The sequence below is a fragment of the Pseudomonas sp. TWI923 genome (assembly GCF_039673365.1).
GTDB classification, from domain to species: Bacteria; Pseudomonadota; Gammaproteobacteria; order Pseudomonadales; family Pseudomonadaceae; genus Aquipseudomonas; species Aquipseudomonas sichuanensis.
Genome location: NZ_JBDJLM010000033.1, coordinates 1 through 25,208 on the forward strand (window position 1 = coordinate 1; position 25,208 = coordinate 25,208).

General features: G+C 64.5%; 26 protein-coding genes. 10 read left to right on the plus strand and 16 right to left on the minus strand.

The window, feature by feature from the left end; all coding sequences use genetic code 11:
* Window positions 1–101: 101 nt before the first annotated feature.
* The 3 genes from ABE459_RS14435 (at window position 102) to ABE459_RS14445 (ending at window position 3,064) form a co-directional block, all read left to right on the plus strand.
* A complete protein-coding gene (locus ABE459_RS14435) occupies window positions 102–977 on the plus strand; it encodes an urea transporter (RefSeq protein WP_323831186.1) in 876 nt (291 codons plus the stop codon).
* Between the two features lie 45 nt (window positions 978–1,022).
* A complete protein-coding gene (locus ABE459_RS14440; RefSeq protein WP_323831185.1) occupies window positions 1,023–1,844 on the plus strand; it encodes an ion transporter in 822 nt (273 codons plus the stop codon).
* Window positions 1,845–2,065: 221 nt separating this feature from the next.
* On the plus strand, window positions 2,066–3,064 hold the full coding sequence (locus ABE459_RS14445; RefSeq protein WP_125857967.1) for a sulfate ABC transporter substrate-binding protein: 999 nt from the start codon (window positions 2,066–2,068) through the stop codon (window positions 3,062–3,064).
* 127 nt (window positions 3,065–3,191) lie between these two features.
* Here ABE459_RS14445 and ABE459_RS14450 read toward each other — a convergent pair whose 3' ends face one another.
* Together ABE459_RS14450 and ABE459_RS14455 are read right to left on the minus strand one after the other, a co-directional pair.
* Entirely contained in the window at window positions 3,192–4,118 is a 927-nt protein-coding gene (locus ABE459_RS14450) for a class I SAM-dependent methyltransferase (RefSeq protein WP_323831203.1), read from the minus strand.
* A 70-nt stretch (window positions 4,119–4,188) separates the two neighbouring features.
* Window positions 4,189–5,106, minus strand: coding sequence for a LysR family transcriptional regulator (locus tag ABE459_RS14455; RefSeq protein WP_125463320.1), 918 nt, complete (start codon window positions 5,104–5,106; stop codon window positions 4,189–4,191).
* A 105-nt stretch (window positions 5,107–5,211) separates the two neighbouring features.
* Between ABE459_RS14455 and ABE459_RS14460 the strand changes: the two genes are divergently transcribed.
* Together ABE459_RS14460 and ABE459_RS14465 are read left to right on the plus strand one after the other, a co-directional pair.
* Window positions 5,212–6,957 carry an amidohydrolase gene (locus ABE459_RS14460; RefSeq protein ID WP_323831184.1) on the plus strand — a complete coding sequence of 582 codons (1,746 nt, stop codon included), beginning with the start codon at window positions 5,212–5,214 and terminating at the stop codon, window positions 6,955–6,957.
* A gap of 92 nt (window positions 6,958–7,049) precedes the next feature.
* The gene (locus ABE459_RS14465) at window positions 7,050–7,781 is read left to right on the plus strand and encodes a TorF family putative porin (RefSeq protein WP_323831183.1); all 732 of its coding nucleotides are present in this window, start codon (window positions 7,050–7,052) and stop codon (window positions 7,779–7,781) included.
* A gap of 12 nt (window positions 7,782–7,793) precedes the next feature.
* Here ABE459_RS14465 and ABE459_RS14470 read toward each other — a convergent pair whose 3' ends face one another.
* The gene (locus tag ABE459_RS14470) at window positions 7,794–8,696 is read right to left on the minus strand and encodes a DMT family transporter (RefSeq protein WP_323831182.1); all 903 of its coding nucleotides are present in this window, start codon (window positions 8,694–8,696) and stop codon (window positions 7,794–7,796) included.
* Between the two features lie 133 nt (window positions 8,697–8,829).
* Between ABE459_RS14470 and ABE459_RS14475 the strand changes: the two genes are divergently transcribed.
* The 3 genes from ABE459_RS14475 to ABE459_RS14485 all read left to right on the plus strand — a co-directional run bounded on the left by ABE459_RS14475 (window position 8,830) and on the right by ABE459_RS14485 (window position 12,450).
* On the plus strand, window positions 8,830–9,267 hold the full coding sequence (locus ABE459_RS14475) for an Lrp/AsnC family transcriptional regulator (protein WP_110995303.1): 438 nt from the start codon (window positions 8,830–8,832) through the stop codon (window positions 9,265–9,267).
* A gap of 901 nt (window positions 9,268–10,168) precedes the next feature.
* Window positions 10,169–11,704, plus strand: a complete 1,536-nt coding sequence (locus ABE459_RS14480; protein ID WP_323831181.1) for an NCS1 family nucleobase:cation symporter-1 — start codon at window positions 10,169–10,171, stop codon at window positions 11,702–11,704.
* A gap of 17 nt (window positions 11,705–11,721) precedes the next feature.
* Window positions 11,722–12,450: an aspartate/glutamate racemase family protein gene (locus ABE459_RS14485; RefSeq protein ID WP_323831180.1), complete on the plus strand. Its 729-nt coding sequence runs from the start codon at window positions 11,722–11,724 to the stop codon at window positions 12,448–12,450.
* A gap of 52 nt (window positions 12,451–12,502) precedes the next feature.
* Here the strand turns inward: ABE459_RS14485 and ABE459_RS14490 are convergent, their stop codons facing one another.
* The 5 genes from ABE459_RS14490 to ABE459_RS14510 form a co-directional block, all read right to left on the minus strand.
* Window positions 12,503–13,696, minus strand: coding sequence for a D-amino acid dehydrogenase (locus ABE459_RS14490; protein ID WP_323831179.1), 1,194 nt, complete (start codon window positions 13,694–13,696; stop codon window positions 12,503–12,505).
* Window positions 13,697–13,742: 46 nt separating this feature from the next.
* Window positions 13,743–14,405, minus strand: coding sequence for a histidine phosphatase family protein (locus ABE459_RS14495; protein ID WP_323831178.1), 663 nt, complete (start codon window positions 14,403–14,405; stop codon window positions 13,743–13,745).
* A gap of 209 nt (window positions 14,406–14,614) precedes the next feature.
* Complete coding sequence (locus ABE459_RS14500; protein WP_125463310.1) at window positions 14,615–14,953, minus strand: FKBP-type peptidyl-prolyl cis-trans isomerase; 339 nt, start codon at window positions 14,951–14,953, stop codon at window positions 14,615–14,617.
* 74 nt (window positions 14,954–15,027) lie between these two features.
* Window positions 15,028–15,441, minus strand: coding sequence for a GFA family protein (locus tag ABE459_RS14505; protein WP_323831177.1), 414 nt, complete (start codon window positions 15,439–15,441; stop codon window positions 15,028–15,030).
* 474 nt (window positions 15,442–15,915) lie between these two features.
* Window positions 15,916–16,854, minus strand: coding sequence for a 2-hydroxyacid dehydrogenase (locus ABE459_RS14510; protein ID WP_323831176.1), 939 nt, complete (start codon window positions 16,852–16,854; stop codon window positions 15,916–15,918).
* 268 nt (window positions 16,855–17,122) lie between these two features.
* Here ABE459_RS14510 and ABE459_RS14515 point away from each other — a divergent pair, with 268 nt between their 5' ends.
* Both ABE459_RS14515 and ABE459_RS14520 read left to right on the plus strand, forming a co-directional pair.
* Window positions 17,123–18,097 (plus strand): halovibrin HvnA, encoded by a 975-nt coding sequence (locus tag ABE459_RS14515; RefSeq protein WP_323831175.1) that lies wholly within the window; start codon window positions 17,123–17,125, stop codon window positions 18,095–18,097.
* 51 nt (window positions 18,098–18,148) lie between these two features.
* Window positions 18,149–19,138, plus strand: a complete 990-nt coding sequence (locus ABE459_RS14520; protein ID WP_323831174.1) for a hypothetical protein — start codon at window positions 18,149–18,151, stop codon at window positions 19,136–19,138.
* 51 nt (window positions 19,139–19,189) lie between these two features.
* Here ABE459_RS14520 and ABE459_RS14525 read toward each other — a convergent pair whose 3' ends face one another.
* The 8 genes from ABE459_RS14525 to ABE459_RS14560 are packed head-to-tail and all read right to left on the minus strand — an operon-like array spanning window position 19,190 to window position 25,173.
* On the minus strand, window positions 19,190–19,609 hold the full coding sequence (locus ABE459_RS14525; RefSeq protein ID WP_110995289.1) for a hypothetical protein: 420 nt from the start codon (window positions 19,607–19,609) through the stop codon (window positions 19,190–19,192).
* A 12-nt stretch (window positions 19,610–19,621) separates the two neighbouring features.
* Window positions 19,622–20,809: a c-type cytochrome biogenesis protein CcmI gene (ccmI, locus tag ABE459_RS14530; RefSeq protein ID WP_323831173.1), complete on the minus strand. Its 1,188-nt coding sequence runs from the start codon at window positions 20,807–20,809 to the stop codon at window positions 19,622–19,624.
* Window positions 20,802–21,278 carry a cytochrome c-type biogenesis protein gene (locus ABE459_RS14535; RefSeq protein WP_110995287.1) on the minus strand — a complete coding sequence of 159 codons (477 nt, stop codon included), beginning with the start codon at window positions 21,276–21,278 and terminating at the stop codon, window positions 20,802–20,804. The genes ccmI and ABE459_RS14535 overlap by 8 nt, the downstream gene beginning before the upstream one ends.
* Window positions 21,275–21,811, minus strand: coding sequence for a DsbE family thiol:disulfide interchange protein (locus ABE459_RS14540; RefSeq protein ID WP_125463303.1), 537 nt, complete (start codon window positions 21,809–21,811; stop codon window positions 21,275–21,277). Before ABE459_RS14540 ends, ABE459_RS14535 begins: the two co-directional genes overlap by 4 nt.
* The gene (locus tag ABE459_RS14545) at window positions 21,808–23,781 is read right to left on the minus strand and encodes a heme lyase CcmF/NrfE family subunit (RefSeq protein WP_323831202.1); all 1,974 of its coding nucleotides are present in this window, start codon (window positions 23,779–23,781) and stop codon (window positions 21,808–21,810) included. The genes ABE459_RS14540 and ABE459_RS14545 overlap by 4 nt, the downstream gene beginning before the upstream one ends.
* 11 nt (window positions 23,782–23,792) lie before the next feature.
* On the minus strand, window positions 23,793–24,236 hold the full coding sequence (gene ccmE, locus ABE459_RS14550; protein WP_110995284.1) for a cytochrome c maturation protein CcmE: 444 nt from the start codon (window positions 24,234–24,236) through the stop codon (window positions 23,793–23,795).
* Complete coding sequence (ccmD, locus tag ABE459_RS14555) at window positions 24,233–24,409, minus strand: heme exporter protein CcmD (RefSeq protein WP_110995283.1); 177 nt, start codon at window positions 24,407–24,409, stop codon at window positions 24,233–24,235. Before ccmD ends, ccmE begins: the two co-directional genes overlap by 4 nt.
* Window positions 24,406–25,173, minus strand: coding sequence for a heme ABC transporter permease (locus tag ABE459_RS14560; RefSeq protein WP_110995282.1), 768 nt, complete (start codon window positions 25,171–25,173; stop codon window positions 24,406–24,408). The genes ccmD and ABE459_RS14560 overlap by 4 nt, the downstream gene beginning before the upstream one ends.
* Window positions 25,174–25,208 lie beyond the last annotated feature (35 nt).

Sequence of the window (25,208 nt, forward strand, 5' to 3'; positions counted from 1 at the left end):
GGTCAAGCCCGCTCCCACGCTAGCCGTTGCTGACCCAAGACATTGCGGAAAACCGAGGCCCAAAGAGGCCCACCGCTGACCACTCACCTTACCGACTGCCCATGTACACCAAAAATTTCGTCAACCCGTGCCCCGACTGGGCCACGGCGCTGCTCAACGGCTTCAGCCAGGTGCTGTTGCTGCGCAACCCCCTGTGCGGCCTGTGCTGCCTGCTGGCCATCCTGCTGACCGCCCCTGCGCTGGTCGGCGGCGCCCTGCTCGGCGCCCTCGCCGGCCTGCTCACCGCCCAACGTCGCGGCTATGACCGCGCCGACCGCCAGGCCGGGCTGTACTGCTATAACGGCGTACTGATCGGCATCCTGATCAGCGCCGTGCTGCCCTGGTCGGCCATCCTGCCGCCGCTGATCATCGCCGCCGGTGGGCTGTCGAGCATGCTCACCCATCAGTGGCGCAAACGCGGCGGCAAGTTGCTGGTGGCCTACACCGCGCCCTTCGTGCTGTTGGGCTGGGCCGCGCTGCTGCTGGCCGAACCCACCACCAACAGCTACGTCGAGGCCGACCCGCTGTATGCCATGCTGCGCGGCATCGGGCAGATCTTCCTGCTCGACAAGCCAATGGCCGGGTTGCTGATCGTCATCGGGATGTACTTTGCCAACCCCTATGCCGCTACCTGGGCGGTGATCGGTGCGGCCATCGGTGGTGGTGTTGCGCTGCTGGCCGGTGAGGCGCAAGGGGCCTGGCTAGGGCTGTATGGTTTCAACGCGGCATTGGCTGCACTGGCCTTCAGCCGCCAGGGCGAGAGACCCTGGGTGACGTTGCTGGCCATCGCCCTGGCGCTGTTGCTGCAACCGCTGTTCAACCTGCTGCCGATTGCCGGGCTGACCGCGCCGTTCGTGGTCGCCTGCTGGTTGATGCACCTAGGCAGCCACCTGGCGCAGCTCAACCAACGCCGCAACGCGCCGCGCTTGCACAGCTGATACCCAGCCCCTAGGCTCTGCCCATTTGCACAATGGAACGCGCCCATGGATAACCCTGCAAGCCTGCGCGAGCGCCTCTACGTCATCGTCTTCCAGACCGATACCGCAGCTGGAAGACGCTTCGACAAGGCCCTGCTGCTGATCATCCTCGCCAGCCTGGTCACGGTGATCCTCGACAGCATCGACGAAGTACACCAGGGCTACGCCGGCCTGCTGGCCGCCATCGAGTGGGGTTTCACGGCGATCTTCCTCGCCGAATACATCACCCGCCTGTACTGCTCGCCCAAACCGCTGCGCTACGCCTTCAGCTTCTATGGGCTGGTGGACCTGCTGGCGATCGTGCCGGGGATCCTCGCCCTGTACTACAGCGATGCCCAGTACCTGCTGATCATTCGCGTCATCCGTATGCTGCGGATCTTCCGCGTGCTCAAGCTCAGCCCCTACCTCAAGCAGGCCCACTACCTGCTGGCGGCGCTGCAGGGCAGCAAGCAGAAGATCATCGTGTTCCTGGTCAGCGTGTCGACCCTGGTGACGGTGTTCGGCACCCTGATGTACGTGATCGAAGGCCCCGAGCATGGTTTCACCAGCATCCCCAAGGGCATCTACTGGGCCATCGTCACCCTGACCACCGTGGGCTTCGGCGACATCGTGCCGAAGACGCCGCTGGGGCAGGTGCTGTCGTCGCTGGTGATGATCATCGGTTACTCGATCATTGCCGTGCCTACCGGCATTTTCACTGCCGAGCTGGCCAACGCGCTGCGTGGGGAGCAGTTGCAGCACGACTGCCCGACCTGCGCCAAGCACCACCATGAACATGGCGCTGCGTTCTGTTCGCGCTGCGGCAATGCATTGTTTCCCAAGCATTGAGGTTGCCTGTGCTGGCCTCTTCGCGGGTAAACCCGCTCCCACAGGTACTGCGCAACCCGGAAGTATTGTGACCTCCTTGTGGGAGCGGGTTTACCCGCGAAGAGGCCAGTACTGACAACGACATAACCAAAGTCCTTTTTGTTCTTTAACCCACGCAAAGCCACCCGCTATAGTCGCTGGCATATCGCCAACCCTTTGAACCAGAACAAGGAATGCCCCCAGTGAAAAAACTCTTCAGCGCCTCGCTGCTGGCCGCGGGCCTGGCCCTGGGCAACCTCGCCCAGGCCGCCCCGACCCTGCTCAACGTCTCGTACGACGTGATGCGCGACTTCTACAAGGACTACAACCCGGCGTTCCAGAAACACTGGGAGAAAGAACACAACGAGAAGGTCAACCTGCAAATGTCCTTCGGCGGCTCGAGCAAACAGGCCCGCGCAGTGATCGATGGCCTGCCGGCCGATGTCATCACCATGAACATGGCCACCGACATCAATGCCCTGGCCGACAACGGCAAGCTGGTGCCGGACAACTGGGTGACCCGCCTGCCGAACAACAGCGCGCCGTTCACCTCGGCCACCGTGTTCATCGTGCGCAAGGGCAACCCGAAAGCGCTGAAAGACTGGCCCGACCTGCTCAAGGACGGCGTACAGGTGATCGTGCCCAACCCCAAGACCTCGGGTAACGGCCGCTACACCTACCTGTCGGCCTGGGGCTATGTGCTCAAGCAAGGCGGCGACGAAGGCAAGGCTCGCGACTTCGTCGGCAAGCTGTTCAAGCAGGCGCCGGTGCTCGATACCGGTGGCCGCGCCGCCACCACCACCTTCATGACCAACCAGATCGGCGACGTGCTGGTGACCTTCGAGAACGAAGCCGAAATGATCGCCCGCGAGTTCGGCCGCGACCAGTTCGAAGTGGTCTACCCAAGCGTGTCGGCAGAAGCCGAGCCGCCGGTGAGCGTGGTCGACAAGGTGGTGGCCAAGAAAGGCACCCAGGCCGTGGCCGAGGAATACCTGAAGTACCTGTGGTCGCCTGAAGCCCAGGAAATCGCCGCCAACAACTACCTGCGCCCGCGTGACGCCACGGTACTGGCCAAGTACACCGACCGCTTCCCGAAAGTGGACTTCCTGTCGGTGGAGAAGACCTTCGGTGACTGGCGCACCGTGCAGAAGACCCACTTCAACGACGGTGGCGTGTTCGACCAGATCTATACCAACAAGTAGTAATTGATTCAGACAAGTCCGGCCCCTTCGCGGGTAAACCCGCTCCCACAGGAATCGCTACAGGTCTGAATACTGTAGGGTCCCTGTGGGAGCGGGTTTACCCGCGAAGAGGCCGGCAAAGGCAACATCACACCTGGCGGAATACCAGGGCCTTCAACCCACCCTCCGCGTCCGCATCGGGAAACTCCGGCGGGTTCTCCAGCCGCTCGACAAACGCCAGCCCCGGCGCATGCTCAGCCATGCCGTCAATCAGAAACTGCGACTCGATCCCCGGGTCGTTGACACACGCCAGCACCGTCCCGCCCGCAGTCAACAGCTCCGGCAAGCGCCGCAGGATCTTCCCGTAGTCCTGGGTCAGCACGAAGCTGCCGCGCTGGAAGGTCGGCGGGTCGATGATGATCAGATCGTACGGCCCGTACTTGCGCACCTTGCCCCACGACTTGAATAACTCATGCCCCAGGTAGGCGACGCGCGACGCGTCGTGGCCGTTGAGCCGGTGGTTGTCACGCCCACGGGACAACGCCGACTTGGCCATGTCCAGGTTGACCACCTGCTCGGCGCCCCCGGCAATCGCCGCCACCGAAAACCCGCAGGTATAGGCGAACAGGTTGAGCACCCGCTTGCCCGCCGCCTGCTCGCGCACCCAGCGCCGGCCATAGCGCATGTCGAGGAACAGGCCGTTGTTCTGGCGCACGCCCAGGTCGAGCAGGTACTTCAGGCCATCCTCGGTGACTTCGCGCTGCTGGCAGGGTTCACCGAGCAGCCACTGGCCTGGGCTGTCGGGCAGGTAGCGGTGCTGCAACAGCATGGCCTGGCCAGTCCACTGCGGGCGTTCGGCCAGGCTGCGCAGCATCGCCTCGAGCTCAGCCAACTGGCCCTCGGGCGGTTCACGGAACAGTGCGACCGACAGCACACCGTCGAGCCAGTCGACGGTGATCTGCTCCAGCCCCGGCCAGCAACGGCCACGGCCATGGAACAGACGGCGGGTCTCACTCGGGGCGGGATCGAGGGCGGCGAGCAGGTGCTGCTCGAGGGTGGCGATGGCTGGGCTCATATCGGTCATGGGTCGGGCAAAAGCGCCATTCTACCTGCTGGGGCTCGCGCCGCCATCGAATGCCGAGCATTCAGCCCAAGCCGCGCGCGTCCAGATACCCGGCCAGGTAGTCGATGAACGCCAGCACCTTGCCCGTGGCCCGACGGTGGCTCGGGTACACGGCCAGGATCTGCGGGCCGAAGGCGTCCGGGTCGATCGCGTAATCCGCCATCACCTGCACCAGCCGCCCATCGGCCAGATACGGCGCACCGCTCCACATGGGCACGTGGAACAAGCCGCCCCCGGCCAGCGCGCTGGCCAGCAGCAGGTCGTAGTTGTCGCTTTCCAGTCGCGCGTTGGCAGGCTGCAGCAGACTGAGCCGTTCGCCGTCCTTTTCCACCCACCAGTAGGTCCGGCTCAAGGCGGCATGCCGGTACAACAGCCAGTCGTGCCGGTCGAGGGTCTGCGGGGTGACGGGCAGCGGGTTGCGCGCCAGGTACGCGGGGCTGGCGCACAGGGTCAGGCAGTTGCGCCCGACGGCCTTGCCGATCAACCCCGGCAAGTCGCCCCGGCCCTCGCGCAGGGCCAGGTCGTAGCCGCTCTCGACCAGGTCGACGAAGGCGTCGCACAGGTCCACGCGCAGGCGGATCTGCGGGTACTCGCGCAGGAAACCCGCGCACACCTCATCGAGAAACGCCCGGCCATAGGCCAGTGGCGCGGTCAGGCGCAGGATGCCGTGCAGGCCATGCTGGATCTGCCCCACCACCTCACCCACCTCGTGCAGGCGCATCAATACCTGGCGCGCGGTCTCCAGGTACACCCGGCCCGCTTCGGTGAGCACCGTGCGCCGGGTGCTGCGCTCGAACAAGCGCACCCCCAGCTCCGCCTCCAGGTGGCTGACGGCCTTGGTCAACGCCGACGGGGTCTTGCCCAACTGCTCTGCGGCGCGGCTGAAACTGCCGTGCTCGGCGGTGGCGACGAACATGCTGACAGCGGCGAACTTGTCCATGGTTTTTCCTGGCAGGCAAAAGCGTTTTTCGCGTTTCGGGCGTTCTGCCGGCCCGGGCCAGTGGCTAGTCTCGCCGGCAAGCCCAAAAAAACAAGAGGTTCGCCGATGAAAGCTTTCAAACCCACCCTGCTGGCGGCGGCGCTGGCTTTTGCCTCGTTGGACGCCATGGCTGCGGCCGACCTGGTGTTGCTCAATGGCAAGCTGTACACCGCCGACCCCGCCCAGCCATCGGCCCAGGCCATGGCCGTGGCGGACGGCAAGGTGCTCAAGGTGGGCAGCGACAGCGAGATCAAGGCCCTGGCCGACGCCTCGACCCGGGTGGTCGACCTGGCCGGCAAGCGCCTGCTGCCCGGCATGATCGACAGCCACAACCACGCCATCTTCGGCGGCCTGGAACTGTCGGCGGCCAACCTCGACAGCGAAGAAGGGGTCAGCACCCAAGACTTGCAACAACGCCTGCGCGGCTGGCGCGACGATGGCCGGGCGCGCCTGGGCGACGTGCTGGTGGTCGTCGGGGTGAGCTCGACCTACTGGGCCAAAGCCGAGGAACTGGGCCGCACCTTCAGCCATGGCGAGTGGCAGAACGTGCCGGTGGTGTTCATCGGCAGCGACCACCACACCGCCTGGGCCAACCAGGCCATGCTCGAACGCGCAGGTGTCGACGCCCGCCTGCTGGCCAGCCTGCCGGCGGCCGAGCGCGGCACCTTGGGCAAGCGCAAGGACGGCAGCCCCAACGGTTTCGCCGTGGATGCCGGCTGGGACCGCATCGCCGCCGCCATGCCCGCGCACAGCGCCGAGGCGCTGCTGCACGCCGCCGACGCCGCGGTGAAGTACAACAACAGCTTCGGCATCACCGCCTGGATGGACCCGGCCGTCAACGCAGCCCCAGGTGAATCGCTGTTCAGCCTCAAACCCACGGAGAAATCGGTCGGCGTGCTGCCGGCCTACAAGGCGCTGGCCGCCCAGGGCGGGCTGAACGCCCACGTCGCCGCCCTGCTGGTGGCCAACCCGAAAAGCACCCCGGCCGACCTCGATACCCTGGACAAGGTGCGCCAGCAGTTCCAGGGCATCCCCAACCTCACCCTGCCGGGGATCAAGATCTTCGCCGACGGCGTGGTCGAGTACCCGGCGCAGAGCGCAGCCATGCTCGAGCCCTACCGCAACACCCACGGCAACGGCGCGCTGCTGATCGACCCGGCGCACTTCGGCGAGCTGGTCAGCGCCGCCGACGCCCGTGGCTGGCTGGTGCACATCCACGCCATCGGCGACCGCGCGGTGCGCGAGTCGCTCAATGGCATCGAGCAGGCGCGCAAGGACCGCCACAGCGGCGTCACCCATTCGCTGACCCACCTGCAACTGGTCAACCCCGCCGAGTTCGCCCGTCTCAAGCCGCTGGACGTGATCGCCTCGATGCAGCTGCTGTGGGCCTCGGCCGACGAGTACACCGTGGACATGGTCAAGCCCTATGTCAGCAGCGCGATCTACCCCTACCAGTACCCGGCCCATTCGCTGCTCAGCCATGGTGCCACCATCGCCGGCGCCAGTGACTGGTCGGTGTCCTCGCCCAACCCGTGGCTGGCGATTCACCAGGCCATCACCCGCGAAGGCCCCAAGGGCGTGCTCAACGCCGCCGAGCGCATCGACCGCCAGACCCTGTTGCAGGCCTACACCCTAAACGCCGCCAAGGCCATCGGCCTGGAGCGGCAGATCGGCTCGCTGACCCCCGGCAAACAGGCCGACTTCATCATCCTCGACCGCGACGTGCTCAGCGTCGCCGATCAGGACCTGGCCGACACCCGTGTGCTGCAGACCTGGTTCGGCGGCCGCGAAGTGTACAAAGCCGACCTCTGACTCCGTCGCCCTCTGCCTGGCTCCCGTCGCACGGCGGGGGCCGGCCCAGCCGTGCCCCGCATCTACCGACAATCACAACAACAGGTATCGCCATGCGTCGCATCACCCTGCTCGCCCTCACCCTGGCCCCCCTCGCCTGCCAGGCCGTGCCACTGAACGACGACTTCAGCCTGGAGTTCGACCTCGCCCTGCACAGCGACTACCGCAACCGCGGCATCTCGCAGACCCAGAACGACCCCGCCGCCCAGTTCGGCGCCACCTTGCAGCACGCCAGCGGCCTGTACCTCGGCGCCTGGACCTCCAACGTCGACTTCGGTTTCGGTTCCAAGACGCGCCAGGAGGTGGACTACTACGCCGGCTGGTACTGGCAGGCCAGCGAAGAGGTGAGCCTGGACCTGGGCTACCTGAGGTACACCTACCCCAAGTCGAGCCTGTACAACCAGAGCGAGTACTACGCCGCCCTGACGGCCTACGGCTTCAAGCTGGCCGCCAATTATTCCGACGACGCCGGCAACCTGTTCGGCGAGGACCAGGACACCCTCTACACCTATGTCGGCTACGAAGCTCAACTGCCACTGGAGGTAGGCTTGCAGCTGCGCTACGGGCGCATGGACTTCAAGGACCCGATGTTCGTCTCGGCCAGCGAGCGCACGGCCGACAGCTACCGCGAATGGGAAGTGAAGCTGACCCGCGCCTTTGCCGGGGTCGACTGGAGCCTGGCCTATGTCGACACCGACCTGTCGCAGGCCGAGTGCGCCAGCAGCTATGGCTTCGACGATGTCTGTTCGGCGACGCTGGTGGCCAGCGTCGCCAAGAAGTTCTGAAGCGGCCCGCTGCTAAGGCCTGGCCACGCCCTTGGCGCGCGCCGGGCGCAGCCACCAACCCTGTTGCATGCCCGCCGCCGCCAACAGGATCAGGCCCACCCCCAGCCATTGCAACGGCGCCAGTCGATGACCGAAGGCCACCCAGTCCACCAGGATCGCCGCGATCGGGTAGATGAACGACAGCGCGCCAGTCAGCGCGGTGGGCAGGCGCTGGATGGCGCTGTACAACAGCACGTACATCAACCCGGTATGGACGATGCCCAAGGTCACCAGGCTGCCCAATGCCGGCCATTCACCCGGCAGGCCGCCGAGCTTCACCCACGGCGCCAGCAGCAACACCCCGGTGCTCACCTGGATCAGTGCGATCAGGTGCGGCGGCGTGCCGGTCAGGCGCTTGATGATCAGTGCCGCCAGCGCATAGAGGAATGCGGCCCCCAGCGCCAGGCCGATGCCCAGCAGGTACTCGCTGCCGCTGGCTTGCCCGGCGCCATGGGCGCTGACGATGGCCAGCATGCCGGCAAAGGCCACGCCCAGCCAGGTCAGCTTGGGCAGGGTGATCTTCTCGCCGAGAAACAGCGCCGCCAGCCCCACCAGCATGAACGGCTGGACGTTGTACACCGCCGTGCCGATGGCGATCGATGCCCGCGAGTAAGAGGCGAACAGCAGCACCCAGTTGCCGACGATCGCCACCCCGCTGACCACCGCCAGCAGGAAGGTGGCGCGGGTCAGCACGCCGGGTTTGAGAAAGCCCATGGCCGCGCAGATCAGCAGCAAGGTGCCGGCGCCGAACAGGCAGCGCCAGAACACCACCTCCAGCACCGGCTGCCCCGACACCAGCACGAACCAACCGATGGTCCCGGAGATCAGCATTGCGGCGACCATTTCCAGGGAGCCGCGGCGCAGCGAATTGTCCATCTCACACCTCCTGTACACGATGGCCACAGTATGCGCGGGGTGCCGATGGGCCTTCCAGCGGATAGCGAAGGCAAATTCACCAGTTCGCCTTTACTATCAAGGCCAATCACCCGTATTGCCTAACGAGGTAGCCATGACTGACGACATCGACCAGCTATTGATCAATGCCTTGATGGAGGACTCTCGCCGCTCGCTCAAGGCCCTGGCGCAGATCAGCGGGCTGTCCGCGCCCAGCGTCAGCGAGCGGCTGCGCCGCCTGGAGGAACGTGGCGTGCTGCGTGGCTATACGGTGGAGGTGGACCCACGCTGCTTTGGTTACCAGTTGCAGGCCATCGTGCGCGTGCGCCCACTGCCCGGGCAGTTGCAGGAGGTGGAGCGGCAGATTGTCGCCATCCCCGAGTTCACCGAATGCGACAAGGTTACGGGGGAGGATTGCTTCATCGCCCGGCTGCATGTGCGCTCGATGGAGCAGCTGGATACCCTGCTCGACCGGCTCAATGTGCTGGCCGAGACGAATACCGCGATCATCAAGAAGACCCCGGTGAAGCGCAGGCTGCCGCCGATGGCTTGAAGATGGGCCAGCGCAGGACTTTCGACATGCGCCAAGGCGGACCAGGTGATGGCACAGGAAAGACTGGCCCGAAACAAACTGTGGGAGCGGGTTTACCCGCGAAGCGCCGCGCGGGCGGCGCTCGATCTTGTAGGCGCTACAAAATCATCGCCAGGCACCTGGTGGCCTTCACCCAATCTCCCGGCATGCACCTGGTGGCCGTTACCCGATCCTGACTACCCAGGGCCAACGGTGTGACGCCCAAGGGCCTGTCTTGAAATCGCATGTGGGCCAACAGGTGCATGGCGACAGGTATGCAGCGCCTATCAGATCGAGCGCCGCCCGCGCGGCGCATCGCTGGCAAGCCAGCTCCCACATCTGTTTCGGGCCAGTTATGCCTGGGCCATCACCGCTGTCCGCCTTGTTGGCATGGCGGGGTATCGCAGTGCGCGCTGAATGAGCCGGCTTACCGGCGAAGAACCTTGGCGATTTTTTGTACACATAAATGTCACCTTAAGTGCCATTTTTGTGTGCACTTTTGCGAAGCAGCGCCCCATTAGGTTACACACTACGGCCAACTAATTTTGACCAATTGATCAACTAATTCGCATCTCAAAAAATTTAAACTGTTCAATTGGTCAACTTATAAATCCTTAATTTCAGCAACTTATATTTCAACTAGCCAAATTCAAAATAGTGGCAGCCTGAAACTTGGATTCACCCTGGCATAGAACTGGCTTTTGTGTGTTCGTGTTTTGTATACAAGTTGAACGAAACATAAATACACAAGAACCCGCAGCGTCGCCCCGAACCGCGACCGCCGCGCCCAGAACCCAGTGATGCCAACGCCTGCACCGACGAGATGGCGAGCCCGTGCGCCAGCGCCCGCTCATCGCAGTCACACGCATCAGGAGCCGCCGGAATGAGTAGCAGCCTCCCCCTTGCCCCTGAACTTTCCGTTGCCAGCACCAGCCCCGCCGCAACCGCCCTCGAAGGCCACCCGGCCGACCTCGAACTGAGCCCGCGCCTGCATAACCGCGACCTCGCCCCGACCAAAGCCGAAGGCCGGCGCTGGGGCGGCTACAGCATCTTCGCGCTGTGGACCAACGACGTGCACAACATCGCCAACTACTCCTTCGCCATGGGGCTGTTCGCCCTCGGCCTGGGCGGCTGGCAGATCCTCCTGTCGCTGGCGATCGGCGCGGCGCTGGTGTACTTCTTCATGAACCTGTCCGGCTACATGGGGCAGAAAACCGGCGTGCCGTTCCCGGTGATCAGCCGCATCGCCTTCGGCATCCACGGCGCGCAGATCCCGGCGCTGATCCGCGCGGTGATCGCCATCGCCTGGTTCGGTATCCAGACCTACCTCGCCTCTGTAGTGCTGCGGGTGCTGCTCACGGCCGTCTGGCCGCAAGTGGCCGCCTACGACCACGACAGCATCCTCGGCCTGTCGAGCCTGGGCTGGGTGTGCTTCGTGTCGATCTGGCTGGTGCAGTTGGTGATCCTCGCCTACGGCATGGAAATGGTGCGCCGCTACGAAGCCTTCGCCGGCCCGGTGATCCTGCTGACCGTGGCCTGCCTGGCGGTATTCATGTACTTCAAGGCCGACGCGCGCATCGCCTGGTCGGTTGCCGAACCCCTGACCGGCTACGAGATGTGGCGCAACATCTTTGCCGGCGGCGCACTGTGGCTGGCGATCTACGGCACCCTGGTGCTGAACTTCTGCGACTTCGCGCGCAGCTCGCCGTGCCGCAAGACCATCCGCGTCGGCAACTTCTGGGGCCTGCCGGTGAACATCCTGGTGTTCGCCGCCATCACCGTGGTGCTGTGCGGCGCGCAGTTCCAGATCAACGGCCAGATCATCGACAGCCCGACGCAGATCGTCGCCAGCATCCCCAACACCCTGTTCCTGGTGCTGGGCTGCATGGCCTTCCTGATCGTCACCGTGGCGGTGAACATCATGGCCAACTTCGTCGCCCCGGCCTTCGTGCTCAGCAACCTGGCGCCACGCCACCTGAACTTCCGCCGTGCCGGCCTGATCAGCGCCACCCTGGCGGTGCTGATCCTGCCGTGGAACCTGTACAACAGCCCGCTAGTGATCGTGTACTTCCTGTCGGGACTGGGCGCCCTGCTCGGCCCGCTGTACGGTGTGATCATGGCCGACTACTGGCTGCTGCGTAAGGGCCGCATCAACGTGCCCGAGCTGTACAGCGAAAACCCTGCCGGCGCCTACCACTACAGCAAGGGCATCAACCTGCGCGCCCTCGCCGCGTTCATCCCCGCAGCGCTCTTGGCCATCGTCCTGGCCCTGGTACCCAACTTCCAGAGTGTCGCGCCGTTCTCCTGGCTGATCGGGGCCGGCATCGCCGCCGCCCTGTACCTGCTGATCGCACCGCGCCACGCCCAGTACCACGACGTCAGCGGCGAGTGCATCGCCGTCGACCACAGCAGCCACTGATTTCAGGGAAGTCCGTCATGCGTATTCTGATCGCCAACGTCAACACCACCGCAGCCATCACCGAGGCCATCGCCGAGCAGGCGCGCAGCGTCGCCGCGCCGGGCACCGAGATCGTCGGCCTGACGCCCTGGTTCGGCGCCGAATCGGTGGAAGGCAATTTCGAGAGCTACCTGGCCGCCATCGCCGTGATGGACCGGGTGCTGGCCTATGACCAGCCCTACGACGCCGTCATCCAGGCCGGCTACGGCGAACATGGCCGCGAAGGCCTGCAGGAGTTGCTCAACGTACCGGTGGTGGACATCACCGACGCCGCCGCCAGCACGGCGATGTACCTGGGCCACGCTTACTCGGTGGTAACCACCCTGGACCGCACCGTGCCGCTGATCGAGGACCGTCTGAAACTGTCGGGCCTGTACGACCGCTGCGCCTCGGTGCGTGCCAGCGGGCTGGCGGTACTGGAGTTGGAAGCAGACCCAAGGCGGGCCGTTGAAGCCATCGTCGAGCAGGCCGAGCGCGCCGTGCAGGAGGACAAGGCCGAGGTGATCTGCCTGGGTTGTGGCGGTATGGCCGGGCTTGACGAAGAAATTCGCCAGCGCACCGGGGTGCCGGTTGTGGATGGCGTGAGTGCGGCGGTGACCATCGCCGAATCGCTGGTGCGCCTGGGTTTGAGCACTTCCAAGGTGCGCACCTATGCCACGCCGCGGGTGAAGAAGGTGCTGGGCTGGCCGATGCGGTTCGGCCGCTGAGCTGCCTGTAGCGGCCCTATCGCGGGGCAAGCCCGCGATAGGGCCGGCAAAGTCACCCCATCATCCTGGCCAACCGCTCGCCACTGCCACAGGCCAGGGTGAACCCCAACGCCCCATGCCCCAGGTTCAACCACAGGTTGCGGTACATCGTCGCCCCGATGATCGGCACCCCGGTCGGCGTCGCCGGCCGCATCCCCGCCCACTCCACCGCCTGGCCATAATCGGCCGCCCCGGGCAGCGTCTCCCCCGCCAGACGGCGCATGCTGCGAAGCCTGCCGGCATCCACCGTTTCGTCGTAGCCGACGATGTCTACCATCGCCGCCACCCGTAGCTGCTGGCCCAGCCGCGCATAGACGATCTTGCGCTCGTAGTCGGTCAGGCTCACGTCAGGCGCCCGATGGGCCTCGGTGACGGGTGCGGTCAGGCTGTAACCCTTGAGTGGATAAACCGGCACGTTCAGGCCGGGCAATGCCAGGCTGGCGCTGCGGTGCCCGGCGCACAGCACCAGGCGTTGGACGTCCAACTGGCGATCAGCGAGCGCCAGCGCCACCACCTCGTCCTTGCGCCGGATCAGCCGCGTCACCGCCTGGCCCAGGTGCAGCCGGCAGTGCCCCGACGCCTGCAGCCGCTCGGCCAGGCGCAGGCAGAAGCGGTGGCAATCGGCGACTTCCTCGTCCGGGGTGAACACACCGCCGATAAAAGGCGCCTCGGCCAACGCCGGGTCGAGCAGGCGCAATTGCTCGGCATCCAGCACCTGCTGATTGAGTGGATCGAGCAACTGTTCGCGCCCATGGGCGAAGGCCTGTCGGGTGCGGAAGGCGACCAGTTTGCCGTTGCGCCGCCAGGCAAAATCCGCCAGGCCGTCCTCCTTGCGCCAACGCGCCAGCGCTGCCTGGCTCTCAAGGGCCAAGTTCAACAACTGGGCAGCATTGCGCCGATTGACCCCTGTGCGGCAGGCCATGACGAAGGCCGCCAGCCAGCGCCACTGGGCCGGGTCCAGGCGCAGGCGCAAGCGCAAGGGCGAATCGCCCCGCAACAACCAACCAAGCGCCTGCCATGGCACTCCGGCATCGGCCAGCGGCGCCACATAGCGGTACGACAGCTGCCCGCCATTGGCGAAACTGGTGGCACTGGCCAGGCTGTCACGGGCTTCGACCAGGTCGACCGAGTACCCCTCGCGCACCAGCGCATAGGCGGTCGCCAGGCCAACCACCCCTCCTCCGATCACTGTTACCCGCTGGCTCATCCGTACATCCCTGTGCATGGGTTCAGCGCAAGACAGTAACAGCAGCTCAGGTCGGGCAGCCAGACGCGCCGTTGTCGAGGCCCTGGCGCACATTACGGCTGAGCAGGCTGGCCTTGCCGTCGTGCCAGGTCAGGGTGAGCACATACAGGGTGTCGAAGTCGTCACCGCTCCAGTCCTGGGTGATCACCCGCTCCTCACCCAGGGCCTTGCCGGCCACGGCATTGATCAGTTCCGGCAGGTAACCATGGGACCAGGCGGTATAGACGGTGGCATTGCGGTACTTGTCGCGCAGCAGTTCCCTGGCCAGGCCGTCGGTGTCGTTGGCGCCGTAGTCGATATTCACCGGCAGGCCCAGGCGGATGGCACTGGGGGTGATGGTCATCAGTGGGCGGATATAGCTGTAGCTCCGGTCCTGGCTGCCTTCCTCGACATGTCGCGAGGGGTTGGCGGCGAACACGTAGTCGGCCTTGCCGAAACGCTCCGGCAGCAAGGTGGCCAGGTCGATGGCACGGTTGAGCCCCTGGCAGTTCAACTGGCCCAAGCCTTCGCCAGGCTTTTCGGCGTGGCGCAGGAATACCAGGGTCTGGGTGCCATCCACCGGTTGCGCCCGGCTTTCGACCACATCCATTGCCAGGGGCACGGCCGCAGCGGTGAGCATCAGGCTCAACAGCAGGTGACGACGACGGCGAACGAAGGGGGGCAGTTTCATCTACGGCAGGCTCTTGTGACAGAAGGTATCGAGGCTCGCCACATGGCCTGCCGTCGATGCCGCAGGCGCCCTTGCAGTGGATGCCATCCCTGGCCGCGCGTGAGGGTCAGAGTGCCCTCGCCCCGTTTGGTTCCTCCCTGGATACAACTGCCGTTCCGTGACCAGCGACCACGTTAGTAGAGGACTGTTGCCAAATGATGTCCCGTGCCTCAATCGTCCCGGGTCAGTACTTCGAGCAGTTCGATCTCGAAGGTCAGATCGGAATTCGGCGGGATCGTGCCCACGCTGCGCTCGCCATAGCCCAGATGTGCCGGCACCAGCAGCTTGCGCTTGCCACCCACGCGCATGCCCATCAGGCCCTGGTCCCAGCCCTTGATCACCCGGCCGGTGCCGATCACGCACTGGAACGGCTTGCCGCGCGTCCAGGACGAATCGAACTCGCTGCCGTCGGCCAAGGTGCCCCGGTACTGGGTAGTGATCAGCGCGCCCTTGACCACGGCCTTGCCGTCGCCTTCCTGTAGATCGATGACTTGCAGCTCACTGCTCATGGCAGGTTCCTCGAAGCGGTTTTTCGTGGCCGCCCTTTTCGCAGGAATGCGCAGGTTTAGCAAGGCAGGTTGCCTCAGGTTGGGGCGAACTGCTTGAAGACCTGCTGGCCGGTGAGGTCCTTGGTTTCGTTCTTGAAGCAGTACCAGGTGGGCTTTTCATCGATGAAGATCTGCTCGGTTAAGGTCCAGTCTTGCTTACCGTCGAACAAGCCTACCGGCACAACGTACATATCGTCCTTTTTCAAGCGGTAGAACAAGTGCGTACCGCACTGGCCGCAGAAACCGCGCTGGGCCCATGGCGAGGAGTCGTAGACGCTGGGAGCCGGGCCCTCGATCTGCGGCGGCGCGGCGCAATGCACCGCCAGCAGCGGGCCGCCGGTCCACTTGCGGCACATGCTGCAGTGGCAGGCGCCGACGTGGGTGTGATCGAGGGTTACTTTCAGGCGTGTGGCGCCGCAGAGGCAGGTGCCTTGTTTTTCCAATGGCATGATCGAAGCTCCGTGCTGTTTGGGGGGCACTGCAGTATAGGCCGTGGTTCTCGAAGGGGCGTTTTCCAGGTTTTGCTACGGCGATGGGACTGCGGAATGTTCGACGATAGAGGCTCTGCGCCTGTGAGATCGAGCGCCGCCCGCGCGGCGCATCGCTGGCAAGCCAGCTCCCACATCTGTTTCGGGCCAGTTACTCCTGTAAGGTCATCATTGTCCGCCTTGTTGGTACGACGCGATTTCAGCGTGGGCGCTACCGCCGCCCCACATGACTCAAGGCATGCACCAAGGCCGGCGCCGGTACTTTCACAGGAATGATTGGCCCGAAACAAACTGTGGGAGCTGGCTTGCCAGCGATGCGCCGCGCGGGCGGCGCTCGATCTCACAGGCGCAGAAACGCTATCGGCGAACACCTCGCAGCCCTGACACGCCCCATGATGGTATCTACCAATACGAACACCGGGTTTTAAAGCAAACTCAAGCACGAACCGGCGTCAACACTGCCTCACCCGCAAAAAACGCCTGCAGATTCCGCAGCACCAGGTTCACGGTATCGCGCGCCGCCTCCGGGGACTGCCCGGCAACGTGCGGGGTGAGCACGGTATTGCCCAGCACCTTGAGCTCATCGGGCACGGCAGGCTCGTCATCGAACACATCCAGCGCGGCGCCGGCGATAGCGCCCTGCTGCAGGGCAGCGACCAATGCCTGGGTATCCACCACACTGGCCCGGGCAATGTTGACCAGATAGCCCTCGGCGCCCAAGGCCTCGAGCACCTGGGCATCCACCAGGTGGCGAGTGCCGTTGCCGCCCGGAGTGGCCACCACGAGGATGTCCACCGCGTCGGCCAGGTGCAGCGGGCTGTCGTACCAGGTGTAGGGCACATCGGTGCGCGGGGTGCGGCTGTGGTAGCTGACGTTCATGTCGAAGCCCAGAGCGGCGCGCCGGGCGATGGCCTGGCCGACTGCGCCAAGGCCGATGATGCCCAGGCGCTTGCCACTCACCGACGGGCTGATCACTCGGTTCCATTCACCCCTGCGAGTGCTGGCATCGGCCCTTGGGATGTCCCGCAGCAGAGCCAGCAGCAGGGCCATGGCATGGTCGGCCACCGCCCCGGCATTGGCGCCGGCGCCATTGGTGACAGTGATGCCACGGGCTGCGGCCGCGGCCAGGTCGACCTGCTCGTAGCCGGCACCGATCACGCAGATGATCCGCAAGTTAACCAGTCGATCGATTTCGACAGCCGTCAGACCAAGCGGGCCACGGGTAAGCACCACGTCAATCTCTGCCGCATGACGGGCAACGGCTTCGGCTCGCAACTGCTGCGATGGCGCACGGATCAATCGGTACCCTGCCCGCTCCAGCAGGGGAAGATAATCATCGACGGTTTCCACCAGAACCAGGACTGTCTTTCGCATGCCACCTCCAGTTCAATTCGGCAGCCATTATGCAGAACTGCCGGGGAAGGCGGTCAAATAACAACTCGAAAATGCTTGCCCTGGGTCGCCAGTTCCGCTGGCGCAGCTGCAGGCCCCTAGCCTCCACGTCACCTGGCCACCTAGCAATTTTGCCAGTTGTCGATTGAGCCACGTGAACTTAGTTTTATAAACACCTCAACTTAGCCAGACAAGAAAAGGCACTCACCTCCGGCCAGCACACAATAATTTCTCAGGAAGATCACTTGCCATGAAAATCTTCACGATACTTGGCCTTGCGCTCATGTTGGCTGCATGCACCCAGTTGCAGCCTGTACCACCTGTACACATTACTGTGGATGGGCCGACAACCGCTCAAGCCTTGAATGCGCGATATGCTGATACTCGGCAAAACTGCGGCACCCCGAGCATTCCAGCATTTCTATGCAGCGGCGTGGTTCTTCGCGCCACCGCATACTCGACCGCTTATGACCCCTGGGATGCCAGCCCGACTGCACAGGCCAGGGACGGCGTGTCGTTTTCATATCTACGCAAAGATTCAAAGTTTGGCCAACTGGTGTTCAGCCAAACCAATGGTTTTATCTTCTATCCCATCTTCGACATGCCGCCTGACAAGGTAAAACTGGAAGTGTTCTGCTCGTTCGTCATCGATGGCTGGACCAATAACAGACCCGATCATGGGTGCGGTGCCTACCCTGGATATCCGGTGAGCCAGCTGTGTCATTCGAGCAATATCCTCACCGCGGCCGACTGGCAAAATCACTATCGTGCAGTTGGTGGAGTGAGTCAGAGCCTGTGCGGTTTCAACGTGCGTGACAGTGCCAACGACCACGCGGGCCCCTCGTTCTACCAGAGCCTCCTCGCCAAAAGTACCGGCAGCCTGGCAAGCACACTGTTCGTCCAACAGAACGAAATAATTATCAAGTCCTGGACGGACGATACCGATGGCCGTTTGCCGATCCAGGCCTTCTTCTACTTGAACAACAGTGCTACCGGCCTGGCAGAGGCCAAGGACATCAAACGGCGATTCCTGGCCAAGACAGGCATCGACCTTCCATTGATCCAGGTCACACTGCCGCAAACAGCCTCCGCAGATGCGCGCTTCGATTATGTCGCCGCTGACAACAGGCGCGAGCAGGTCACATCAACACCCGTGCGCCCTGCGCCGCGAACCCAGGTTCCGGAATCCGGGCGATGCCCATCCGGCCTTGCTCCTTGCGCTTGATTGACCGATCGCAAGCCATAGCACGTTATCCGCTGCCACAGGAGACTGCATATGCTCGGCAAGTCGCAAACCAACAGAGCCATCTCGTTGCCCCTAAATTTCAAAGTGCAGTCGAATAGTTCGAAACCGCTGCCCGCCCCCTCGGTGGATGGGGTGTCCAACGGGCTCATCGACGGCGCCCTTACGTTCACCACGGTCCGTATCCCCCAATACCCAGGCATGAGCGTGGGTGACATCATCACGGTAATCTGGTCCGCGTCTCTGCCGACCCAAGGGAGGGTCACGGTAGAGGTCGCTGGGCCGCAAACGTTGAAAGTCGATGGTGCATTCATTGCAGGTAACCTGAACAAAGACGTTTCGGTTACTTACTCAGTCCCAGGAAGAGGCACGTCCGAGCCGCCCGTTGTGTTCCATGTGCAACCTGCGGCGATTGCTCCCGGTGAGCTGCTCATCCCAAAAGCGCCGAACAAGCGACTGAATATTCACAACGACATGTACGAAGATGACTTTCTTGTCGTCGAAGTTCCGCCCTATTCGGGCATGGCGCAGGGCCAATCCATCACGGTTGAGTGGATTGGCCCGTATTTCACTTGGACAAGTCCCGCTCAGTGGGTCGACAGTGTGAGGCGTTACCAGTTCAACATCCCCCGGCTTGAAGTAGTCGATGCCATCGGTAGTTCCATGAGTGTGCGCTACACCGTGAACAACACCTTCCTGTCGCCGATTTTCCAGTTGATCATCGATGGACAAGGAATGAACATGCCGCCACCGCAGTTCAACACGCTGGGCGGTGGACGTTACTCGGTTTCGCTACTTTCGCCTGATCAGCAGGTGGGTCACACCGGGCGCGTGCGCTGTTCAGGCTCGACAGTCCATGATTCGCAAACCCAACAGCTAGAGCCTGGCCGCAGAGAAGACTTCGACATTTCTGCGGCCTGGGTCAGTCAGAATGCAGGGCGTGATGTCTTGATCAACTATTCGATCTACCGCGGCAACGGTGAAAAGTTCAGGTTCTCACGAGTGCTTCGAATGAAATTGTGACACCACACCGAAACAGACCAGACTCATATCAGCACGATCCGAGTTGGCAACTCACTGAGCAAAAGCCCGACCCAACCCACCCGGCACACCACTGCTGTCGGTGTCCTGCCACGGGCCGTTGGGGCTCAGCGACCAGCTCCAGCCGTTGTTCCAGCGATAATAGGTGCGCTGGCGGTAGAAGGTGTTGGGCTGCTTTTCCAGCACATAGACACCCAGCTTCGGATCCCAGTGGCTAGCACCGCCAGGTGGCGGGGCGAAGCTGGCAGAGGTGCGCGGCATCGGCTTGGGCGACACTGCCGGGCTGCCGGGTGTGGGCTTGCTGCCCGGCAGCGGCTTGACCGCCGGCCCCTGGTGCGGCGGTGGCGTGCCCTGAATCGGCGGCAGCGGCTCGCGTTCGCCCGGCTGATGCACCGTACACGCGGAAAGACCCAATGCCAGGGTGATCAGGGTCAGGCGGACGGTGCTGTTCATGGCGCTGCTCTCTTATGAATCGGGGCTGTCGATGGTCAGGTGCTGGGTGGCCTGTGTGCCGGTGGCCAGCGGGGCACTCTGGCCCTTCCATTCACCCTGGGTCGGCTGGCCGGCACGGGAGACACGGGCAACCAGTTGGACTTCAGCGTAGTCCGACAGTTTCATCTGCGGCATCATCGCGTCGGCGTCCGACAGCTCCACCTCGATCGGCAACTGCGCCACGGTCACCCGCTTGGCCGCCAGCGGCATGGGCGGGCCATTGCTGGCGCGGGCGAAGATAAACACGGTGTCGTCCGGGCGCACCTTGTCCTTGAGCGTGGCGGCCAGTTCTACCCGCACTTTCAGACGTGCGCTTTGCTCGACCTTGCCGCCGCCAGCCTTGAGCTTGTCTGCGGCGCGGTCGATGCCGCCCTGCAGCGCGGCACGCGAGGCATCGCCCTCGGGCAGCTGCGCCAGCAGGCGCTGCCAGAAGCCGATGGCTTCCTGGTAACGCTGCCCCTCGAACGCGGCAATACCGCGCAGACCAAGGCTGGTGACTTCCTGCGGGTCGGCCTTCAAGGCCTCCTCGGTCAGCGCTTGCAACTGCGGGCTCCACTGCTTGTCGGCGGCGAAGTACAGCGCCTGGGCCCATTGCCCGAGCAGTTCCGGCTGGCGCCCGGCCAGGGACACTGCGCGCTCGAAGGCCTTGGCGGCATCCGCCGGGCGCTGATCGGCCATATAGGTGCGGCCCAGCATGTACAGGGCCTCGGCCGAGTCCGGCTGGGCCTGCACCGCCCGTTCCAGGCGCGAGGTCATTTCCTGCATGGATTGCGGCGCCTTGGCGAACTCCTGGGTCAGCTCGACCTTGTCGGCGGCGCCGAAGTGCAGGTACAGCCCCAGCGCCATGGCGGGCACCAGCACCGCCGCCAGCAGCGGGATGGCCTTGCCCAGGTGGCCCTGGCGGGCGGCGCCGTCGCGCTCGGTGTCGGCCAGCAGCTCGCGGGCCGCTTCGTCGCGGCCCTTGGCCAGTTGTTCGGCGTCGAGCACCCCAGCCTGCTGCTGGGCAGCCAGCTCGGCGACGCGTTCTTCGAACAGCGCCACGTTGAGTGCGGTACGGTCCTGCTCGGCCTGCTGGCGACGGCGGCCACGCAGGATCGGGAGCAGCAGAAATGCCAGGGCGGCGAGCAGCAGCAGGCCCGCGCTAAGCCAGAATTCAGTCATGGGTACGGTCTTTTTCCAGCAGTTTGGCGAGACGCTCGCGTTCGTCGGCAGACAATTCGGCGGGGCCGGCCGCGGCTTGGCCACGGCGGCGGCGCACGATCAGCGCCAGCACCACGAAACCGCCAGCCAGCAGGATGCCCGGGCCGAACCAGAGCAGGAAGGTGCGCCCACTGAGCGCTGGCTTGTAACGCACGAAGTCGCCATAGCGATCGACCATGAAGTCGACGATCTGCTGATTGCTCTTGTTCTCGCCCAGCATGCGGAAGATCTCGCGGCGCAGGTCGGCGGCAATCGGCGCGTTGGAGTCGGCGATGTCCTGGTTCTGGCACTTGGGGCAGCGCAGTTCCTTGGTCAGCTGCTGGTAGCGCTCACGCTCGGCTTCGTCGCGAAACTGGTAGGTGTCGATGGCTGCCCTGGCGGCGCCGGCCAGGCTCAAACCCAGCACGGCGGCGGCTAACCAGCGCTTCATGGCCTGGCCTCATCGACCAGGCCCTGGTACAGCGGCGCCAGCTGCTCGCGCCACACCGTGGCATCGACCACACCGACGTGCTTGTAGCGGATGATGCCCTTGGCATCGACCAGGAAGGTTTCCGGCGCGCCGTACACCCCCAGGTCCAGGCCCAGCGAGCCTTGCGGGTCGGCGATATTGAGCTGGTAGGGGTTGTGGAACTCGGCCAGCCATTTCAACGCGGCGGCGTTGTCGTCCTTGTAGTTGACCCCGTGGATCACCACACCCTGCTCGGCCAGCTGGTTGAGGTAAGGGTGCTCGACCTTGCACGACGGGCACCAGGTGCCCCACACGTTGACCAGCGCCGGACGGCCGAGCAAGTCGGCCTGGGTCAGCGTGCGGTCGCCCTGCACAGTGCCCAGCGAGAAGGCCGGGAACGGCTTGCCGATCATCGCCGAGGGCAGCTCGTCGGGCTTGAGGAACAGCCCTTTGTAAAGAAACACCGCCACCAGCAGGAACACCGCCAGTGGCACCACCATGACCCAACGCTTCATGCAGTTGCTCCAGACACGCCCAGGGCCTCACGCACCCGGGTCTTGACCTTGACGCGGTAGCGTCGGTCGAAGGCCGCCAGCAAACCGCCCAGGCCGGTCAGCAGACCGCCCAGCCAGATCCAGCGGACATAGGGTTTGATATGCACCCGCACCGCCCAGGCGCCGTTTTCCAGCGGTTCGCCCAGGGCGACATACAAGTCGCGGGTAAAGCCGGCATCGATGCCGGCCTCGGTCATCATCGACTGCTGCACGGTGTACAGGCGTTTTTCCGGGTGCAGTACCGAGACTTCACGGCCCTCGCGGGAAACCCGCACGGTGCCCTTGTCGGAGATGAAGTTCGGGCCCTCGAAGTGCTTGGCGCCTTCGAACAGGAAGTGGTAGCCGCCCAGCTCGACCGTCTCGCCCGGCGCCATGCGCAGGTCGCGCTCGGCGCTGTTGTTGCTCGACAGCACCACGCCCAGGGCGCACACCACCAGGCCGAGGTGGGCCAGCTGCATGCCCCAGTAGCTGCGACCAAGGCCGCCAAGGCCTTTGAACAAGCCCTTGTGGCGGGTCTTGTCGAGAATGTCGCGTACGCCGCTGAGGACCACCCAGGCAGCCAGGGCGAATACACTCAGGGCCGGCCAGTCGAAGTCATCGACCAGCAACCCGGCCAGCGGTGCCAGCACGGCGCTGCCGATCAGCACCGGGGTCATCATGCTCGCCAGCCATTTGCCGGGGGTGTCCTTCCAGCGCACCACCACACCCACGCCCAGCACCAGCATCAGCAGCGCCATCAGCGGCAGGAACAAGGCATCGAAGTAAGGCGGGCCGACCGACAGCTTGGCCCCGGTCAGGGCATCGAGCACCAGCGGGTAGAGGGTGCCGAGCAGGATCATCGAGGCCGCCACCACCAGTACCAGGTTGTTGGCCAGCAGCAGGGTTTCCCGCGACCACAGGGCAAAACCGACCTGGCTCTTGACCACCGGTGCGCGCAGGGCGAACAAGGTGAGCGAGCCACCGACCACGAATAGCAGGAAGATCAGGATGAAGATGCCGCGCGACGGGTCGGCGGCGAACGCGTGCACCGACGTCAGCACGCCGGAACGGACCAGGAAGGTGCCCAGCAGGCTCAGCGAGAACGCCGCGATGGCCAGCAGCACGGTCCAGCTCTTGAACACGCCGCGCTTTTCGGTGACCGCCAGCGAATGGATCAGCGCCGTGCCCACCAGCCAGGGCATGAACGAGGCGTTTTCCACCGGGTCCCAGAACCACCAGCCGCCCCAACCCAGTTCGTAGTAGGCCCACCACGAGCCGAGGGTGATGCCCACCCCGAGGAAGGCCCAGGCCACGATGGTCCAGGGCCGCGACCAGCGCGCCCAGGCAGCGTCCAGGCGCCCGCCGAGCAGCGCGGCAATGGCGAAGGCGAAGGCTACCGAGAAGCCCACATAGCCCATGTACAGCATCGGCGGGTGGACGATCAGGCCGAAGTCCTGCAGCAGCGGGTTGAGGTCGCGACCGTCGCCTGGCACCTGCGGCAACAGGCGCGCGAACGGGTTGGATGTGATGATCAAAAAGCTCAGGAAGCCGACGCTGATCATGCCCATCACCGCCAGCACCCGGGCCAGCATCACCTGCGGCAGTTGGCGCGAGAAGATCGACACGGCGAAGGTCCAGCCACCGAGGATCAGCGCCCACAGCAGCAGCGAGCCCTCGTGGGCGCCCCACACGGCGCTGAACTTGTAGTACCAGGGCAAGGCGCTGTTGGAGTTGCTGGCCACATAGGCGACCGAGAAGTTGTCGGTCATGAAGGCGTGGGTCAGGCAGGCGAAGGCGAAGGCAAGGAAGGCAAACTGCCCCCAGGCCGCCGGGCGCGCCAGGCTCATCCACAGGCTGTCGCCGCGCCAGGCGCCAAGCAAGGGCACCGTGGCCTGCACGACCGCGAAGCAGATCGCCAGGATCATCGCCAACTGGCCGAGTTCGGGGATCACCAGGGCCGCGTTCATGGCTTGGCCTCCGCCTGGCCGCTTTCTTTCAGGGCCTTGCTGACTTCCGGCGGCATGTATTTCTCGTCGTGCTTGGCCAGCACCTCGTCAGCCACCACCACGCCGTCGGCGTTGAGCTTGCCCAGCGCGACGATGCCCTGCCCTTCGCGGAACAGGTCGGGGAGGATGCCGCGGTAGGTGATCGGCACGGACTTGGCGTAGTCGGTGACCACGAAGCGCACGTCCAGCGAGTCCGCCGAGCGCTGCACCGAGCCCTTCTCGACCATGCCGCCGGCGCGGATGCGGGTGTCCAGCGGCGCTTCGCCGTTGGCGATCTGCGTGGGGGTATAGAACAGGTTGATGTTCTGCTGCAGGGCACTCAGGGCAAAGCCCACGGCCACGCCGACACCGGCCAGCAGGCCGAGGATGATGAACAGGCGTTTCTTGCGCTGCGGATTCACGGTTTGCTCTCCCGGCGCAGACGGCGCGCCTCTTCTTGCAGGTAGCGACGGCGGGCCAGCAGGGGCGCGGCGACATTCAGCGCCAGCACCGCCAGGCAGATGCCGTAGGCCGACCAGACGTACAGGCCATGGTGGCCCATGGCGAGGAAATCATTGAACGAGGCGAAGCTCATCGTGCTGCCCCCCGGCCCAGGCTGTTCATTACCTCATCCTTGACCCAACTGGCGCGGGCTTCGCGCTTGAGCACTTCGAGGCGCATGCGCAGCAACAGCACCACGCCGAAGAAGCAGTAGAAACCCAGCGCCGTGAGCAGCAACGGCAGCCACATCTCCACCGGCATCGCCGGTTTTTCGGTGAGGGTGAAGGTGGCGCCCTGGTGCAGGGTGTTCCACCACTCCACCGAGTACTTGATGATCGGGATGTTGATCACGCCGACGATGGCCAGCACCGCGCAGGCCTTGGCCGCGCTGTCGCGGTTACTGATGGCCTGGCCCAGGGCGATGATGCCGAAGTACAGGAACAGCAGGATCAGCATCGAGGTCAGGCGCGCGTCCCACACCCACCAGCTGCCCCAGGTCGGCTTGCCCCAGATGGCGCCTGTAACCAGCGCCACCGCGGTCATCCAGGCGCCGATGGGCGCTGCGCATTGCAGGGCGACGTCGGCCAGTTTCATCTTCCACACCAGCCCCACCACCCCGGCCACCGCCAGCAGCACGTAGCAGGACTGCGCCAGCATCGCTGCCGGCACGTGGATATAGATGATGCGGAAACTGTTGCCCTGCTGGTAGTCCTGGGGGGCGAAGGCCAGGCCCCAGGTGATGCCCACCAGCAGCAGCAGGATGGCGGAAACGGTCAGCCACGGCAGCATGCGGCCGCTGATGGCATAGAACCATTTGGGGGAACCCAGCTTGTGGAACCACGTCCAGCTAATTTTCATCAGGGTACATCCAGGGTGTTGGCCAGGCTGCAATG

Coding starts and splice junctions, on each gene's coding strand:
- ABE459_RS14435 (WP_323831186.1), top strand. CDS start 102: ATGTACACCAAAAATTTCGTCAACCCGTGCCCCGACTGGGCCACGGCG.
- ABE459_RS14440 (WP_323831185.1), top strand. CDS start 1,023: ATGGATAACCCTGCAAGCCTGCGCGAGCGCCTCTACGTCATCGTCTTC.
- ABE459_RS14450 (WP_323831203.1), bottom strand. CDS start 4,118: ATGAGCCCAGCCATCGCCACCCTCGAGCAGCACCTGCTCGCCGCCCTC.
- ABE459_RS14455 (WP_125463320.1), bottom strand. CDS start 5,106: ATGGACAAGTTCGCCGCTGTCAGCATGTTCGTCGCCACCGCCGAGCAC.
- ABE459_RS14460 (WP_323831184.1), top strand. CDS start 5,212: ATGAAAGCTTTCAAACCCACCCTGCTGGCGGCGGCGCTGGCTTTTGCC.
- ABE459_RS14465 (WP_323831183.1), top strand. CDS start 7,050: ATGCGTCGCATCACCCTGCTCGCCCTCACCCTGGCCCCCCTCGCCTGC.
- ABE459_RS14470 (WP_323831182.1), bottom strand. CDS start 8,696: ATGGACAATTCGCTGCGCCGCGGCTCCCTGGAAATGGTCGCCGCAATG.
- ABE459_RS14475 (WP_110995303.1), top strand. CDS start 8,830: ATGACTGACGACATCGACCAGCTATTGATCAATGCCTTGATGGAGGAC.
- ABE459_RS14480 (WP_323831181.1), top strand. CDS start 10,169: ATGAGTAGCAGCCTCCCCCTTGCCCCTGAACTTTCCGTTGCCAGCACC.
- ABE459_RS14485 (WP_323831180.1), top strand. CDS start 11,722: ATGCGTATTCTGATCGCCAACGTCAACACCACCGCAGCCATCACCGAG.
- ABE459_RS14490 (WP_323831179.1), bottom strand. CDS start 13,696: ATGAGCCAGCGGGTAACAGTGATCGGAGGAGGGGTGGTTGGCCTGGCG.
- ABE459_RS14495 (WP_323831178.1), bottom strand. CDS start 14,405: ATGAAACTGCCCCCCTTCGTTCGCCGTCGTCGTCACCTGCTGTTGAGC.
- ABE459_RS14500 (WP_125463310.1), bottom strand. CDS start 14,953: ATGAGCAGTGAGCTGCAAGTCATCGATCTACAGGAAGGCGACGGCAAG.
- ABE459_RS14505 (WP_323831177.1), bottom strand. CDS start 15,441: ATGCCATTGGAAAAACAAGGCACCTGCCTCTGCGGCGCCACACGCCTG.
- ABE459_RS14510 (WP_323831176.1), bottom strand. CDS start 16,854: ATGCGAAAGACAGTCCTGGTTCTGGTGGAAACCGTCGATGATTATCTT.
- ABE459_RS14515 (WP_323831175.1), top strand. CDS start 17,123: ATGAAAATCTTCACGATACTTGGCCTTGCGCTCATGTTGGCTGCATGC.
- ABE459_RS14520 (WP_323831174.1), top strand. CDS start 18,149: ATGCTCGGCAAGTCGCAAACCAACAGAGCCATCTCGTTGCCCCTAAAT.
- ABE459_RS14525 (WP_110995289.1), bottom strand. CDS start 19,609: ATGAACAGCACCGTCCGCCTGACCCTGATCACCCTGGCATTGGGTCTT.
- ccmI (WP_323831173.1), bottom strand. CDS start 20,809: ATGACTGAATTCTGGCTTAGCGCGGGCCTGCTGCTGCTCGCCGCCCTG.
- ABE459_RS14535 (WP_110995287.1), bottom strand. CDS start 21,278: ATGAAGCGCTGGTTAGCCGCCGCCGTGCTGGGTTTGAGCCTGGCCGGC.
- ABE459_RS14540 (WP_125463303.1), bottom strand. CDS start 21,811: ATGAAGCGTTGGGTCATGGTGGTGCCACTGGCGGTGTTCCTGCTGGTG.
- ccmD (WP_110995283.1), bottom strand. CDS start 24,409: ATGAGCTTCGCCTCGTTCAATGATTTCCTCGCCATGGGCCACCATGGC.
- ABE459_RS14560 (WP_110995282.1), bottom strand. CDS start 25,173: ATGAAAATTAGCTGGACGTGGTTCCACAAGCTGGGTTCCCCCAAATGG.